General features: G+C 45.2%; 13 protein-coding genes and 2 riboswitches. Of the genes, 10 read left to right on the top strand and 3 right to left on the bottom strand.

Features of this window, described 5'->3' with window-relative positions:
- Positions 1–171 precede the first annotated feature (171 nt).
- Positions 172–276, top strand: a riboswitch (TPP riboswitch).
- 111 nt (positions 277–387) lie between these two features.
- The 8 genes from tenA (at position 388) to BTA30_RS04655 (ending at position 10,814) form a co-directional block, all read left to right on the top strand.
- Complete coding sequence (gene tenA, locus BTA30_RS04690; RefSeq protein WP_076759879.1) at positions 388–1,074, top strand: thiaminase II; 687 nt, start codon at positions 388–390, stop codon at positions 1,072–1,074.
- The gene (locus BTA30_RS04685; RefSeq protein WP_076759877.1) at positions 1,071–1,670 is read left to right on the top strand and encodes an ECF transporter S component; all 600 of its coding nucleotides are present in this window, start codon (positions 1,071–1,073) and stop codon (positions 1,668–1,670) included. The genes tenA and BTA30_RS04685 overlap by 4 nt, the downstream gene beginning before the upstream one ends.
- Positions 1,645–3,234, top strand: coding sequence for an ABC transporter ATP-binding protein (locus tag BTA30_RS04680; RefSeq protein ID WP_076759874.1), 1,590 nt, complete (start codon positions 1,645–1,647; stop codon positions 3,232–3,234). The genes BTA30_RS04685 and BTA30_RS04680 overlap by 26 nt, the downstream gene beginning before the upstream one ends.
- Positions 3,231–3,965 (top strand): energy-coupling factor transporter transmembrane component T family protein, encoded by a 735-nt coding sequence (locus tag BTA30_RS04675; protein WP_076759873.1) that lies wholly within the window; start codon positions 3,231–3,233, stop codon positions 3,963–3,965. Before BTA30_RS04680 ends, BTA30_RS04675 begins: the two co-directional genes overlap by 4 nt.
- 217 nt (positions 3,966–4,182) lie before the next feature.
- Positions 4,183–5,016, top strand: a complete 834-nt coding sequence (gene licT / locus BTA30_RS04670) for a BglG family transcription antiterminator LicT (RefSeq protein ID WP_076759870.1) — start codon at positions 4,183–4,185, stop codon at positions 5,014–5,016.
- A 316-nt stretch (positions 5,017–5,332) separates the two neighbouring features.
- Positions 5,333–7,159: a beta-glucoside-specific PTS transporter subunit IIABC gene (locus BTA30_RS04665; protein ID WP_076759867.1), complete on the top strand. Its 1,827-nt coding sequence runs from the start codon at positions 5,333–5,335 to the stop codon at positions 7,157–7,159.
- A gap of 22 nt (positions 7,160–7,181) precedes the next feature.
- Positions 7,182–8,600, top strand: coding sequence for a glycoside hydrolase family 1 protein (locus tag BTA30_RS04660; RefSeq protein ID WP_076759864.1), 1,419 nt, complete (start codon positions 7,182–7,184; stop codon positions 8,598–8,600).
- Between the two features lie 132 nt (positions 8,601–8,732).
- Positions 8,733–10,814, top strand: coding sequence for a catalase (locus tag BTA30_RS04655; protein WP_076759862.1), 2,082 nt, complete (start codon positions 8,733–8,735; stop codon positions 10,812–10,814).
- Between the two features lie 35 nt (positions 10,815–10,849).
- Here BTA30_RS04655 and BTA30_RS04650 read toward each other — a convergent pair whose 3' ends face one another.
- From BTA30_RS04650 to BTA30_RS04640, 3 genes are all read right to left on the bottom strand, one after another.
- Positions 10,850–11,224, bottom strand: a complete 375-nt coding sequence (locus BTA30_RS04650; protein ID WP_076759859.1) for a hypothetical protein — start codon at positions 11,222–11,224, stop codon at positions 10,850–10,852.
- A 38-nt stretch (positions 11,225–11,262) separates the two neighbouring features.
- Positions 11,263–11,448 (bottom strand): helix-turn-helix transcriptional regulator, encoded by a 186-nt coding sequence (locus BTA30_RS04645; RefSeq protein ID WP_076759857.1) that lies wholly within the window; start codon positions 11,446–11,448, stop codon positions 11,263–11,265.
- Positions 11,449–11,608: 160 nt separating this feature from the next.
- Positions 11,609–12,802, bottom strand: coding sequence for a nucleoside transporter C-terminal domain-containing protein (locus BTA30_RS04640; protein ID WP_076760263.1), 1,194 nt, complete (start codon positions 12,800–12,802; stop codon positions 11,609–11,611).
- Positions 12,803–12,939: 137 nt separating this feature from the next.
- Positions 12,940–13,041, bottom strand: a riboswitch (purine riboswitch).
- 412 nt (positions 13,042–13,453) lie between these two features.
- Between BTA30_RS04640 and BTA30_RS04635 the strand changes: the two genes are divergently transcribed.
- Together BTA30_RS04635 and BTA30_RS04630 are read left to right on the top strand one after the other, a co-directional pair.
- Positions 13,454–13,744: a DUF4176 domain-containing protein gene (locus tag BTA30_RS04635; RefSeq protein WP_076759855.1), complete on the top strand. Its 291-nt coding sequence runs from the start codon at positions 13,454–13,456 to the stop codon at positions 13,742–13,744.
- Between the two features lie 2 nt (positions 13,745–13,746).
- The gene (locus BTA30_RS04630) at positions 13,747–14,385 is read left to right on the top strand and encodes a hypothetical protein (RefSeq protein WP_076759852.1); all 639 of its coding nucleotides are present in this window, start codon (positions 13,747–13,749) and stop codon (positions 14,383–14,385) included.
- Positions 14,386–14,399 lie beyond the last annotated feature (14 nt).

The following is a 14,399-nucleotide window of genomic DNA, read 5'->3' as shown; positions in this document are numbered from 1 at the left end:
TTCAGAAAATTTATATTTTTCTATAAATATTTTAAAATTGTGTAAATCATATTGACAAAAACCCGCCAGGCAGAAGAGAGCGGCTTGGACACAATGGTCGGAAGTTTCTTCAAACCCGTCACAGGTTGACATCATGAACTTTGATGTGTAGAGTAAAAGTTAATGTAATAGGAAGTCCACTAGGGGAGCCATAAGCTGGCTGAGACAAGAAGTAATCTTGGACCCTTTGAACCTGATCTAGTTCATACTAGCGTAGGGAAGTGGAGTCGGTGTCTTTATGATGTTATCATGTCAAAGCCGCTCCATTTTGGGGCGGCTTTTTTGTATAAAAGAAGCCGCTTATTTCCCCCTGTGCCTTCCTTAAAATGATGAAGGAGGCTCTCTGTCATGAGTTTTTCAGCAGAACTACGCCGTGAGGCAGACCCCATTTTTGAAGCGATTTTTCAGCATCCATTTGTACAAGGATTGGCCTCAGGCCGCCTGGAAAAGGAACAGTTGATCCATTATGTGAAACAAGATTATGAGTATTTGAATTCCTTTATCCAAATCTATGGAATTGCGATTTCAAAGTGTCAGAACCGCAAAGACATGGAAATGTTTCACCAGCAGATTTCCTTTGTTTTAAACAGTGAAGTGCATCCGCATAACAATTTGTGCCGGGCTGCAGGCGTAGCCTATGAATCTCTGCAAGGCTATCCGCTGGCCCCGTCTGCCCATCATTATATCCGCCATATGCTGACGGCGGCGCATGAAGGCACGCTTGGAGAGATTGTAGCCGTTTTATTGCCTTGTCCGTGGACTTATTGGGAGATTGGCAAAAAGCTGCTGAAGGAAGTGCAGCCTGATCCGTCGCATCCATTCTATGACTGGATTCATTTTTACGGGGACAGAACCGATTCAATCACGACGATGTTCTGCACCCGTTTGGACGAATGGGCAGAAGCAGCGGGCGAGGCCGAAAAACAAAAAATGAAAGAGCTTTTTTTGCAGAGCTGCCAGCTGGAATACGGATTTTGGGAGATGGCTTACACAGTTGAAAATTGGCCGGTTGAAATGGAGGAGGCGAGACGATGAATTGGAATATGAAAGAAGTCGTAATGACAGTGATATTAGCGGTAGCCTGCGGTGTTATTTACTTAGGCTGGTCTACGTTGTGGATTCCTGTATCGGCCATTGTCGGCCCTGTCGGCGCAAACTTTATGTTTGGCATTTGGGTGATTGCCAGTCCGATCGTTGCTTATATCATCCGCAAACCGGGGGCAGCTCTGATTGCCGAGACGGCCGCAGCAGCGGTTGAGCTGTTGACAGGCAGCCATTTTGGCTTGTCCGCATTGCTGATCGGCGTTTTCCAAGGGGCCGGGGCGGAAATCGCGTTTGCGATGTTTCGCTATAAGCGCTATAACCTGTTTACTCTTATGCTTTCCGGTGCGCTGGCAGCGGTCGGCAGCATGGCATACAGCTTGATGGCAAACGGTTTTGCCTACTATACGACGGAAACGCTGATTCTGACCTTAGCCATTCAAATCATCAGCGGCATTATTCTGGGCGGCTGGCTTGCCAAAGCCGTTGTCGGAGCACTCGCGAAAACGGGTGTCCTTGATCAGTATGAAATCATGAAGGAGCACCGTAAAAAGGATGAATCAAATGAATTCATATCTAGGATGCAATAATCTCTCCATTCGCTTTTACCATCGGTCTGAAACAATATTGGACCGCGTCACCTTATCGATTCAAAAAGGAGAGAAAGTGTTAATACTCGGGCCGAGCGGAAGCGGAAAATCGACGCTTATTTCGGCTCTGTCCGGGATTATTCCCGAACACATTGAAGCGGATGTCAGCGGTGAAATAAACCGCAGAAGGAGTGCGGGCGTTATGTTTCAGGACCCGGATTCACAGTTTTGCATGCTTCATGTTGACGAAGAAATCGCTTTTAGTCTTGAAAACAGGTCTGTTCCCCGTCAACATATGGATCAAATGATCGGGGATGTAATGGAGCAGGTCGGATTGGACATCGACAGGAGGACGCCAATCGAAACCTTGTCAGGCGGGATGAAACAGCGGCTCGCATTAGCCTGTCTATTGGCTCTGGAGCCGGAAGTGCTGTTTTTTGATGAGCCGACCGCACAGCTCGATCCGGCAAGCAGAAAGGAGATATTTGCTTTACTGAAAGATCTATCCGCAAACAACGGGCAGACGATGGTATTTATTGAACATGTGCTGGACGGCTGCATCGAATGGATGGATCGCGTCATCCTTTTAGGCAAAAACGGACGGATCATTGCCGACGGGAAGCCGGAAGACATTCTGCATGACTATCAGCAGGAAATGAAAGAGGCAGGGATATGGCAGCCGAAGCTATATCCGGCTTCATGGCGTGAAGTCGTCGATGATGAACGTCATCCGCTTGCCGTCAAGCTCTCCGCCCGGCTGAAAATCAGAGCACTGGCGGAAAAAAGCGATCTGAAAAGCGGCGCCGCATTGATCCGCTCCGAAGATGCGGCAATCGGCTATCGGAAAAAGACGGTGGCAGAGGGCATCAATGTGCAGATTCCAAAAGGCGGATGGGTGTCGGTTATCGGGGAGAACGGCAGCGGAAAAAGCACCTTTTTAAAAAGCTTGATCCGGCTGGAAGCAGTGAAAAAAGGCCGGCTTTATTTAGAGGATTGCGACCTGAAAAAATGGTCTGACCGCCTATTGTATGAAAAGGCCGGTTTTGTTTTTCAAAATCCGGAGCTTCAATTTATTCAAGATACAGTGTTTGAGGAAATCGCATTTGGCGCAAGACAGAGAGGCTGGCCAGAGCAGCAGATCGAGGGGAAAACGGCTGAACTGCTGAAGGAATTCGGGCTGACTTCTCATGCGCAGGCACATCCTTTTACATTAAGTTTAGGGCAGAAACGGCGTTTAAGCGTAGCGACGATGCTTTTATTTGACCAAGATTTGCTCCTGCTTGATGAACCGACATTCGGCCAGGACGAAAAAACGGCAGGAGAACTGATTAGGCGGTTAAAAAATCGCCAAGAACGCGGAACGACGATCGTCATGGTTACCCATGATATGGATATCGTTGACCAGCATTCTGATCAAGTCATCGTTTTCCACCGGGGGAAGGCGGCTTATCAGGGAACACCATATCAATTATTTTCCGATCAAAGCCTGATTCGAGAGTTCTCATTGATCCCGCCCCTTCATTACCAGCTGATGCACGCCGCAAAGGAGAAAGTGCTGATATGAAAAGCAATCATTCGCTTCTTTCAAAACTGAATCCGAGCGCCAAGCTCTTTTCCCATCTGTTGGCGATGTGTATTCTAATGGCTGTATCAGATCCGAAAGCAACCTTGTTAATTTGGCTGCTCGCTGTTTCCATCGGCGTCTTTCTCGGCGGCTGGACATTGGCCTATTTGGCTAAGCGTCTTTTGCCTTATCTCGTGTTTTTCATTCTCGTATTTTGGATGATGGCCGCTTTTGGTAAAGGAGAAGAAACGCTGTGGCAATGGGCCTGGTTCCATGTCACAAAGGAAAGCGTGAGCAATGGCTTGACGATTGCGCTGCGGATGCTCGGATTTGTCACTTATGGACTGCTGTTTACGTCAACAACTGATTTAACACAGTTCATCATGAGCTTGATTCATCAATGCCGGCTGTCACCTAAATGGGCGTACGGTCTATTGGCGGGTTTTCGCTTTGTTCCGCTCTTTCAATCAGAGCTGGCGCAGATGAAAGCTGCCCATAAAATTAGAGGCTATAAGCAAAAAAACAGCCGGAAAGCCTTTATCCGCTATTCACTGCCGCTGTTTTCGCAAGGCATCCGCAAATCGGAAAGAATCGCGGTTGCCATGGAAGCGCGCGGATTTACGGGGACGAGAGACAGGACGTACTATCAAACGACCCGGCTATCCGTAAAAGATGGAGCATATTTAGCAGGTTTGCTTTTTGCTGTGGCGGTCATATTGCTTGCAGCTTAATTAAAGGAAATTATTAACAATTTTATGATTTCAGAGCCCAGACGCGGCTCTTTTTTTATAAATGCTGCAAGGACAGGGGTTCTGGTAATATAAAACATTCAAGGGAGATTGACTGAAAAACATTGACCTAGGCAAAATAGGTTGTACAATCAATGTGTAACATATGAAAAAAGAAATATAGAAAATCCCCTTATTTAAAAGATGGGAGTGGCGCGATGTGAAAATTGCCAAAGTGATCAACAATAATGTGATCAGTGTTTTAAATGAACAAGGTCAGGAATTAGTGGTCATGGGCAGAGGAATCGCTTTTCAAAAAAAGCCTGGCGAGCAGGTGGATGAAAAGAGAATTGAGAAGATTTTCAGGCTGGATAATAAAGATGTATCAGAAAGGTTTAAAACGCTTTTAGATGAAATCCCGATCGAGTTTATGGAAATGTCTGAGGAGATTATCAGCTATGCGAAAATGAAGCTCGGCAAAAAGCTGAATGACAGCATTTATGTATCGCTGACCGATCATATCCATTTTGCTGTCGAAAGGCACAAAAAGGGCTTGGATATTAAAAATGCTTTGCTTTGGGAGACGAAACGCCTTTATAAAGACGAGTTTGCCATCGGCAAGCAAGCATTGCAGATCATCGCAAATAAGACAGGGATCACTCTGCCCGAAGATGAAGCCGCTTTTATCGCGCTCCATATCGTAAACGCTGAATTGAATGAAGAAATGCCGAATATCGTGAATATCACGAAAGTCATGCAAGAAATTTTGAGTATCGTCAAATACCATTTTCATATTAATTTTGATGAAGAATCGCTCCATTATTACCGGTTTATTACCCATTTAAAGTTTTTTGCGCAGCGGCTGTTCAGCGGAACCTATATGGAAAGCAAAGATGATTTTTTATTTGAAACTGTGAAAAATAAATACCGGGATGCTTATGTATGCACAAATAAAATCAGACAGTACATTCAAAAGGAATACCAGCATGATCTGACAAGTGAAGAATTGCTGTATTTAACGATACATATCGAGAGGGTCGTTCACCAAGCATAAGGGGATGATACAAAAATGAAAGCGTTGACAATCGGTTGAATGTGTGCTAATTTTGATGTAAATCGACTCATAAATGTTTTCTTTAGGATTGTTACTGATCATGCAGGCAAAACCTAAATGACTGTGATGCGGGGCAGCTGTGCGCCTGTTTTTCATAGTGATTTAGGTTTTTTTCATTTTCATAATGATTACAGCAAGGATTGTTACTGTTCGGCAGGCAAAACCTAAACTAAGCCGTTTGAAACGGGCTTTAGTTTAGGTTTTTTATTTTTTACTAGATACATAGGTTCTTTTAGGAGACGGGAGATGGTCATGGATGGATGTTCAATCATTAGCCAAGGAAATTTTGAGGCATATCGGAGGAGAAAAAAATGTTGTTTCTCTAGTCCACTGTGCAACACGGCTGCGTTTTAAGCTGAAGGATCGCTCCAAGGCAGATAAGAAAGCGCTTGAAGAGACCGACGGGGTTGTGACGGTGGTCGAGAGCGGAGGACAGTTCCAAGTCGTCATCGGCAACCACGTTCCTGAAGTATACAAAGAGATTGGCAGGATATCCAATATACTGGAAGATTCCCCGGCTGATCAGAGCCAAAAAGAAAAAGGAAACCTGGCAGGAAGATTGGTAGATGTCGTGTCCAGTATTTTTACGCCTCTGCTCGGCGTGATGGCGGGAGCCGGGATTTTAAAAGGGCTGCTTTTGATTTGTACGAACGCGGGCTGGCTGACGGCCGAAGAGACGACATATACCATTCTGTACGCGGCAGCCGACAGTTTATTTTACTTTCTGCCTTTGCTGCTGGCCGTTACGGCCGCAAAGAAATTCGGGGCGAATCTATTTGTGGCCCTTACAATGGCAGGGGCGTTGATTTATCCATCCATTCTTGAATTGAAAAACAGCGGTGCAGATACGGAGTTTTTCGGGATTCCCGTTGTCTTGATGAATTATACTTCCACCGTGATTCCGATTATCCTTGCCGTATTTGTGATGAGCTGGCTTGAGAAGTACTGCATGCGTATCATCCATGATAGCGTGAAAAACTTTATCACCCCCGTAATCTGCCTTGTCGTGATGGTGCCGCTAACCTTGATCGTATTTGGTCCGCTTGGCGTATATACGGGGAACGGCATCGCCGCTGCGATTCTGTCCGTGTTTGATGTCAGCCCGATTCTGGCGGGTGCGATCATTGCGGCGTTGTGGCAAATCCTTGTCATCTTCGGGATTCACTGGGGCATCGTACCGGTGATTCTCAATAACATTGCCGTCCATGGGAAAGATTACATCAAGCCGGCGACGGCCGCCGCCGTGTTTGCCCAAACAGGTGCCGCTTTCGGCGTCATGCTCAAGACGAAAAATAAGAAGCTGAAGACATTGGCGGGATCAGCCGCCATAACGGGGATTTTCGGAATCACCGAGCCGGCTGTCTACGGTGTAACCTTGAGGCTGAAAAAGCCATTTGTATGCGGTGTCATCAGTGCGGCCGCAGGCGGCGCCATTATCGGCTATTCCCACAGCGTCGCGATCGCCTCGGGGGCACCGGGCTTGTTGACGATTCCGATATTTTACGGACCGGGATTTCTCGGGTTTATCATCGGAATCTCAGTCTCTTTTGTTTTATCGATCGTGCTCACTTATATTGTCGGGTTTGACGATCCTATTGACGAGAAACAGCAGCAGCATACCGGGAAAGGCTCCGGAGAAAAGATTTACAGCCCTTTGCAAGGAGACGTGCTGCCGCTGACAGAAGTATCTGATAAAGTTTTCTCATCCGGAGCGCTCGGAGAAGGGGTCGCGGTGCTGCCGGCAAAAGGAATCGTAGCAGCGCCGGCGGACGGCGTGGTGACAACTGCCTTTCCGACAGGGCATGCATATGGCATCACAACTGAAAGTCAAGCCGAAATCCTCATTCATATCGGTGTGGACACAGTAAAGCTGGAAGGGAAGCATTTTGATTCAAAAGTGGTGCAAGGACAAAAAGTGAAACGGGGTGATATTCTCGCAGAATTCGATTTGGAAGCTTTGATTCGTGAAGGTTTTGACGTGAAAACGCCTGTAGTCGTTACAAATTCAAATCAGTACAGTGATGTTGTTCAAACCGATCAAAAACGGGTTAGAACCGAAGATTTGATCATGATATTAATTTAATCACGCATAGGAGGGAAAAGGGATGAAATACAACACATTAGCTCCATTTCCTAAAGGGTTCTTATGGGGTGCTTCTACATCGGCCTACCAGGTGGAAGGCGCTTGGAAAGAGGATGGAAAAGGCCCGTCTGTCATCGATGCACGCGAAAGCTATCCCGAAGGTACGACCGATTTTAAAGTGGCCAGCGATCACTACCATCGCTATAAAGAAGATATCGCACTGTTTGCGGAAATGGGATTCAAAGCATATCGTTTTTCAATCGCCTGGACGCGTATTATTCCGGATGGCGATGGCGACATCAACCCAAAGGGCATCGAATTTTACAGCAATCTGATCGATGAATTGCTGAAATATGATATCGAGCCGATTGTGACGATGTATCACTTCGACCTGCCGAACGCTTTGCAGGAAAAAGGCGGCTGGTCGAACAGGGCGACGATTGATGCGTTTGAAAAGTATGCAAAAATCCTTTTTGAACACTACGGAGACCGGGTAAAATACTGGCTGACCATCAATGAACAAAATATGATGATCCTTCACGGTTCTGCATTGGGGACGCTTGATCCGAATTTGGAAGATCCAAAAAAAGAGCTGTATCAGCAAAACCACCACATGCTTGTCGCACAGGCAAAAGCGATTCATCTGTGCCATGAGCTGCTGTCGGAAGCAAAAATCGGACCAGCTCCAAACATCGCACTGATCTATCCCGCCTCTTCCCAACCGGAGGATGTGTTAGCCGCTTTTAACTATAATGCAATCCGAAACTGGCTTTATCTCGATATGGCCGTATACGGGCGGTACAACACAACGGCATGGGCCTATATGAAAGAAAAAGGCTGCACGCCGCAGATTGCCGAGGGGGACATGGAGATTCTAAAATGCGCCAAGCCGGACTTTATCGCATTTAACTATTACACATCGCAAACGGCCGAAGCAAGTAGAGATGATGGGAGCGATACGGCGGCCCGCGGCGGTGATCAGCATTTGCAGACCGGGGAAGCGGGCGTATACAGAGGCAGCAGCAATCCTCATTTGAAGAAAAATGACTTCGGCTGGGAAATTGATCCTGTGGGATTCCGCTCGACACTGCGTGAGATTTATGACCGCTACCAGCTGCCGCTGATCATTACAGAAAACGGCCTCGGAGCATTTGATCAGCTTGAAGAAGGAGATGTCATCAATGATGACTACCGCATCGACTATTTAAAGCAGCATATTGAACAAATTCAGCTGGCGGTAACCGATGGTGTTGATGTTTTCGGCTATTCGCCTTGGTCAGCGATCGATTTGATTTCAACTCATCAAGGCTGCTCCAAACGCTACGGATTTATTTATGTGAACCGCGATGAATTTGATTTAAAAGATTTGCGCCGTATCCGCAAGAAGAGCTTCTACTGGTATAAAGAGCTGATCGCTTCAAACGGAGAAAAGCTCGACTAGGCTTGGCGCCGGGAGGATTTTCAGAGACGATCTGAAAATCCTCTTTTTTTAGTTTGAAAGAAACAAAACGAGGGTAAATCTTAAAATAGCAATCAAGAAAACGACATAGATCAAAATAGGGAGGGAAGACAAGTGAATAAACATGAAGGACGCCGGAAGGTCAATGAGCATAGCAAGGATCAGCAGCTTGAACATTACCGTTCTGACAACCGGGGCAAAAAGATGACGACGAATCAAGGCTTGCGCGTATCTGAAGATGAGCACTCCTTAAAAGCCGGAGTGCGGGGCCCGACGCTGATGGAGGATTTTCATTTCCGCGAAAAAATGACCCATTTTGACCATGAACGGATTCCGGAGCGCGTCGTCCATGCGAGGGGATTCGGAGCGCATGGTTATTTTCAGGTTTATGAGCCGATGACAGAATATACGAAAGCGAAATTTTTGCAAGATCCATCGGTGAAAACACCGGTGTTTGTACGGTTTTCAACGGTTGCGGGTTCAAGGGGATCAGGCGATACAGTCCGCGATGTCAGAGGGTTTGCAACGAAATTTTACACAGAGGAAGGGAACTATGACCTCGTCGGAAATAACATCCCTGTTTTCTTCATTCAGGATGCCATCAAGTTCCCGGATTTGGTGCACGCATTTAAGCCTGAGCCCCATCATGAAATGCCGCAGGCTTCAACGGCGCATGATACATTTTGGGATTTTGTCGCCAACAATGAGGAAACGGCTCACATGATCATGTGGGCGATGTCGGACAGGGCGATTCCGCGCAGCTATCGGATGATGGAGGGCTTCGGCGTTCATACGTTCAGGTTTGTGAATGAACAAGGCAAGGCGCGCTTCGTTAAATTCCACTGGAAACCTGTACTGGGCATACATTCACTTGTCTGGGACGAAGCACAGACAATCGCCGGGAAAGACCCTGATTATCACCGTCGCGATCTTTGGGAAGCAATCGAAAGAGGCGATGAAGTCGAATATGAACTCGGTGTGCAAATGATAGATGAAGAAGATGAGTTCAAGTTTGACTTCGATATTCTCGACCCGACAAAGCTTTGGCCGGAAGAAATGGTGCCTGTCAAAATCATCGGTAAGATGACGCTGAACCGAAACCAGGACAACGTGTTTGCGGAAACGGAACAGGCGGCTTTCCATCCGGGAAATGTCGTGCCGGGCATCGACTTTACGAACGATCCGCTTCTGCAAGGCCGGCTCTTTTCATATACGGATACACAGCTGATCCGATTAGGCGGACCGAACTTTCATGAAATTCCGATCAACAGGCCGGTCTGTCCGTTTCACAACAATCAGTATGACGGCTACCACCGGATGACGATCAATCAAGGGCCTGTCGCATATCATAAGAACTCGCTTCAAAACAACGATCCGGCGCCTGCTTCAGAGGAAGAAGGCGGATATGTACATTACCAAGAAAAAGTCGAAGGCCGAAAAATACGCCAGTGCAGCGAGAGCTTTAAGGATCACTATTCACAGGCGAAGCTTTTTTGGAACAGTATGTCCCCTGTCGAAAAAGAACATATCATTTCCGCGTTTCGCTTTGAAGTCGGAAAGGTGAAAAGCAAAGACGTCCGCCGGCAGGTCGTTGCGATGTTCAACCGTGTTGACGGAGATTTGGCGAAGCAAATCGCCGCGGGCGTCGGCGTAAAACCGCCTGAAAAAGACGAGGGTTCCAAGGTGACGCTCAAGTCTCCGGCCTTGAGTCAGGAAAATACGGTTCAAACCCCTGTGACAAGAACGGTCGCTATTTTAGCTGAGCACGGCTTTGATGATACAGAAGTCGGCCGAGTGATGAAAGCTTTCCATAAAGCCGGCATCATTCCGGAAATCATCAGCACCGCTTTAGGGATAATCAAAGGTGATAACGGTAAAGAAATGGAAGCAGTCAATACATTGCAGACGGTTGATTCAGTCCTGTATGATGCCGTCTATATTCCGGGCGGCCATGAAAGCGTTGAACGTTTGAAGAAGCAGACAGCCGCTTTGGACTTTATTCATGAAGCCTTCGGACACTATAAAGCGATCGGAGCTTCAGGTGAAGGCATTGCCCTGCTGCTGTCCGCCGCCGGATCTCATGCTGGCTCACAACCCGGCGTCATCACGTCCCGCAATCACAAAGATACAGATTCTTTCAGCAAAGACCTGATTGAAGCCATCGCCAGACATCGCCATTGGAATAGGAAAGTTTGAAGAAAGCAGGCTGAGTGCCTGCTTTTATCATTAGGTTAAAATTTCTTTGATAAAATAATCCATGATGAAAATATTGTAATAATCTGCAATGAAACCAAAACCCGAACCACATCGACTGCCGCTAATGTGATAAAGCCCAGCTGCATTCCTAAAATCAGTACAAGAAAATATACGGATAAAGCGATCATGGAAAATTCCATTCCTTTTTGTCTAATAAGCTGTGATCGTTCATCCTTTTGTTTGAATTGCGGATAGAGATAGCCTGCGGCAAAGCTTAAAAATGCCATTGCCCCCAACATTAAAAGTTCTATCAAAGATAAAGAAGCAGTGGTTATTCCAACAACCATTTGCACAACAAATATAAAAACAAATAATCCCCCAATGATGTAGCAGCTTTTTCGATACGTCATAAAATCTCCTCCTCATTAAGGTTTTAACGATTCATCATCTAGAAAAAAATGCTCTCCACTTGTGTATGAAATGTACGCGCAATTTGCAGCGCCAGAGGGAGAGACGGATTATACTTGCCTTTTTCGATCGATATAATCGTTTGCCGGCTGACGCCGAGCAATTCAGCCAATCGATTCTGTGAATACTTATTCTGTTTTCGAAATTCAGCTAATTTATTTTTCAATCTCACAATCTCCCTTCACGGTCAAATGTGTTATTTTCCCATCAAACCTAATTGTAAAGTAAAGCAAATCACACATAAAGCTCACTTTACATATCGATCAAAAAAAACTTGCCAAGTCAATGGCAAGCTGATAATTCATCGATGTAAACCGGGCTGTTGGCTACCACACAAACAGCCCGACGATTCCGGCGCTCAGCAGCGAAACGGCCATTCCGCTGACAAGAAGCTTCCAAACGTTTTTTCCGATGATCGCTGATTTTTCTCCATTAAATAAGGAGTTATACGTTCCGTAGATCATGCCGATGGTGCTGAAGTTGGCAAACGATGTTAAAAATGTCGTAGCAACAGCGGCTGTATGGGGTGAAATCGAAGCTAATTGTGTTTTTAAATCCATCATCGCGACAAATTCATTTGTGGCAAGCTTCATCCCCATCAGCTGTGCGACATACATCGCGTCATGTACAGGCAGCCCGAGTAAAAATGCAAACGGACTGAAGATATAAGAAAAGATTTTTTGGATTGTCAGGCCATCCATGATCAGTCCCAGCATTCCGTTCACACATGATGTTAAGGCAACATAGCCGATCACCATGGCGAGAATGACAATGACCATATTCATCCCGACCAGCATGCTGTTGGAAATCGTTGAGAAAAAGTCTTTCTTTTCTTCTTTTGGCGGTACATAAATGATGTCTTCTTCTTTTTTGACTTCAACCGGATTTAAGATGCTGGCTAAAATCAGCGCATTCAAACAGTTTAATGGAATGGCTGTAAAGACGTATGTTGCGGGAACCATTGTTAAATAAGACCCGATGATGGAGCCGCTGATGCTGCTCATACTCATGATTCCAAATGTCAGCAGGCGGTTGTCTTTTAAAACGGCCAACTGCTGGCGAATAACGGCCAGCGCTTCTGTATTGCCCAAAAACATCATTTGAATGGAGAAGAAGCTTTCTAATTTAGGCAGCTGCGACACTTTTGAAATCACCCAGCCGATCTTATCGATCAGCCACGTTAAAATCCCAAAATAAGCGAGAATGTCAAAGAATGTGACGACAAAGATGATCGGCAGCAGGGCGCTGAAAAAAAAGTCTACTGTCTCATTGCTCATGACGGACGGAAAAGCAAAAGCGATTCCTTCGCTTGCACAGCCAATCAGCCAGGAGAAGAATGAGGCGATGAGGTTGATCACTGCTCCGCCTATTTTGGTGCCAAGCATGAACCACGTTACCAAAAGCTCAACTGCAAAAAGTGAAAGGATCGGTCTCCATTTGACTGTTCTCTTTTGCGGCGAACATAAAAAAATCACGGCCATGACAATGAAAATACCTAAAATATTAATAAGAAAAAACATGATTTCAACTCCCAGAAGTTTTTTGAAAATAAAAAAGCTCTTATTTTTCATGGGTTCCGAAAAATCAGAAAGCATGAAAAATAAGAGCAAATGAAAAATAGATATATTGTTTGGGCAATACACTTTTTAAATGTTCAAATCTATTCAAACTTTCTTGTAGTCTAGCGATTTACGGTTACTAGGTAGAGACAATCAGACCCTATTACTGATTATATACAAGAAGCAGTTTCTATTATTTTTGTCTGTATTTTATCCTGAGAATCTATGAAAATCAACCAAAATATATATTTTCACAATAATAAATTTTTTCAAAATGGAACTTTAAGTGAGGGATTTTCGTAATTATAGGGCAGGGTGCAGTTTCAGTTGCACGCAGATGCCGCCTTGCAGCAGAAACTGTGTTTCTTTCCGAAATCCCCTCCGCAAAGGCGATGGAATCTTATCATTCCTTCTTCATGTCAGCGGCTTACTCATACATTGCGAAATCCCCCCTTGAAGAACCGGTTTTAAATCAAAAGTCTCTGTTTTTGATTAGGTCTTATTTCACGGTACTTTAGTTCGTTGAATAAGATGTGACTTTTTTGCTATGATTTTCCTATGTTTTTACAACTTGACTGTATGTCCAATTTTAGAGAAAAAGAGGGGTATTTTATGCTTTTTAAAAAGAACTATCTTCCTGTCGGCAGTGTTGTCGGCTTACATAATGATTCAAGACGTCTGCTTGTTATCGGACGGCAAATGTTTTCTGAGACAAATCATGTGATCAGAGACTATGCCGCGGTCGAATATCCAAACGGCTTCACCGATCCGAAAGAGCAGCTCGTTCTGTTTAATAAACAAGATATAGAGGTCATTTATCATTACGGGTATGTCGATCAAAAAGAAATGCAGCTTGACGAGTTATTAATAGAAGCAGAAAAAAACGAAGATAAGGAGCAATAATGATGGGACATTTTCGCTTCAACAAAGAACTTTCACACAAGGCAGCGGGGACCATCAGTCAGCTTGAAAGCGCCTTTAGCCATGTATTTGAGAACATGGTGTTTTTTCGTGAAGAATTAGACCGGCACAGCGGCAAAGCCGCAGCAGCGCTTCAGAAAAAAATGAGCGACAACATCAACTTTTTCAGTAAAGCAAGCCGCAGTTTATTATATTTTGCCGATAGTGTGCGCTGTTTTGCAAAAGCGGTCGAAATGACAGACGAATCCGATAAACCGGCCAATGTGCAGCCGGAGTCAAGAGCAGAAAGAAGCCATACATTTTCCACTGAAAGAGTCAAAAGTGAAATTAAAATAACTGCGGATTCGCTGCATCAGGCAACGGCGAAGTTTGAAACCAATCTGTCTACTCTTGAGGAAGCTTTGCACCATTTCGATACAATGCTCAGAGAAATGATGTTTGAAACAGAGTTTCCTTGGGATGATGTCGATGCTATATGGTCTGAAGCGAAGTCGCACATTCATTCGGTCATAACGGAAATTAAAAAAAGAGTAAAAGAACTATCAAAAGACGCAAAAAAAATCATAGAAGAGTTACAGCGCGTCGATAACTTGATTTCACAACAACTGCAAAGAGTGAAATGATGGAAGGGAAATAG

Origin of the sequence: Bacillus swezeyi, from assembly GCF_001969815.1 — a bacterium.
Lineage (GTDB): Bacteria > Bacillota > Bacilli > Bacillales > Bacillaceae > Bacillus > Bacillus swezeyi.
This window is presented reverse-complemented; position numbering and strand designations above follow the sequence as displayed.

Bases quoted from the DNA above. Each gene is read 5' to 3' on its own strand.
- tenA (WP_076759879.1), top strand. From the start codon at position 388: ATGAGTTTTTCAGCAGAACTACGCCGTGAGGCAGACCCCATTTTTGAA.
- BTA30_RS04685 (WP_076759877.1), top strand. From the start codon at position 1,071: ATGAATTGGAATATGAAAGAAGTCGTAATGACAGTGATATTAGCGGTA.
- BTA30_RS04680 (WP_076759874.1), top strand. From the start codon at position 1,645: ATGAATTCATATCTAGGATGCAATAATCTCTCCATTCGCTTTTACCAT.
- BTA30_RS04675 (WP_076759873.1), top strand. From the start codon at position 3,231: ATGAAAAGCAATCATTCGCTTCTTTCAAAACTGAATCCGAGCGCCAAG.
- BTA30_RS04665 (WP_076759867.1), top strand. From the start codon at position 5,333: ATGGATGTTCAATCATTAGCCAAGGAAATTTTGAGGCATATCGGAGGA.
- BTA30_RS04660 (WP_076759864.1), top strand. From the start codon at position 7,182: ATGAAATACAACACATTAGCTCCATTTCCTAAAGGGTTCTTATGGGGT.
- BTA30_RS04650 (WP_076759859.1), bottom strand. From the start codon at position 11,224: ATGACGTATCGAAAAAGCTGCTACATCATTGGGGGATTATTTGTTTTT.
- BTA30_RS04640 (WP_076760263.1), bottom strand. From the start codon at position 12,802: ATGTTTTTTCTTATTAATATTTTAGGTATTTTCATTGTCATGGCCGTG.
- BTA30_RS04635 (WP_076759855.1), top strand. From the start codon at position 13,454: ATGCTTTTTAAAAAGAACTATCTTCCTGTCGGCAGTGTTGTCGGCTTA.
- BTA30_RS04630 (WP_076759852.1), top strand. From the start codon at position 13,747: ATGGGACATTTTCGCTTCAACAAAGAACTTTCACACAAGGCAGCGGGG.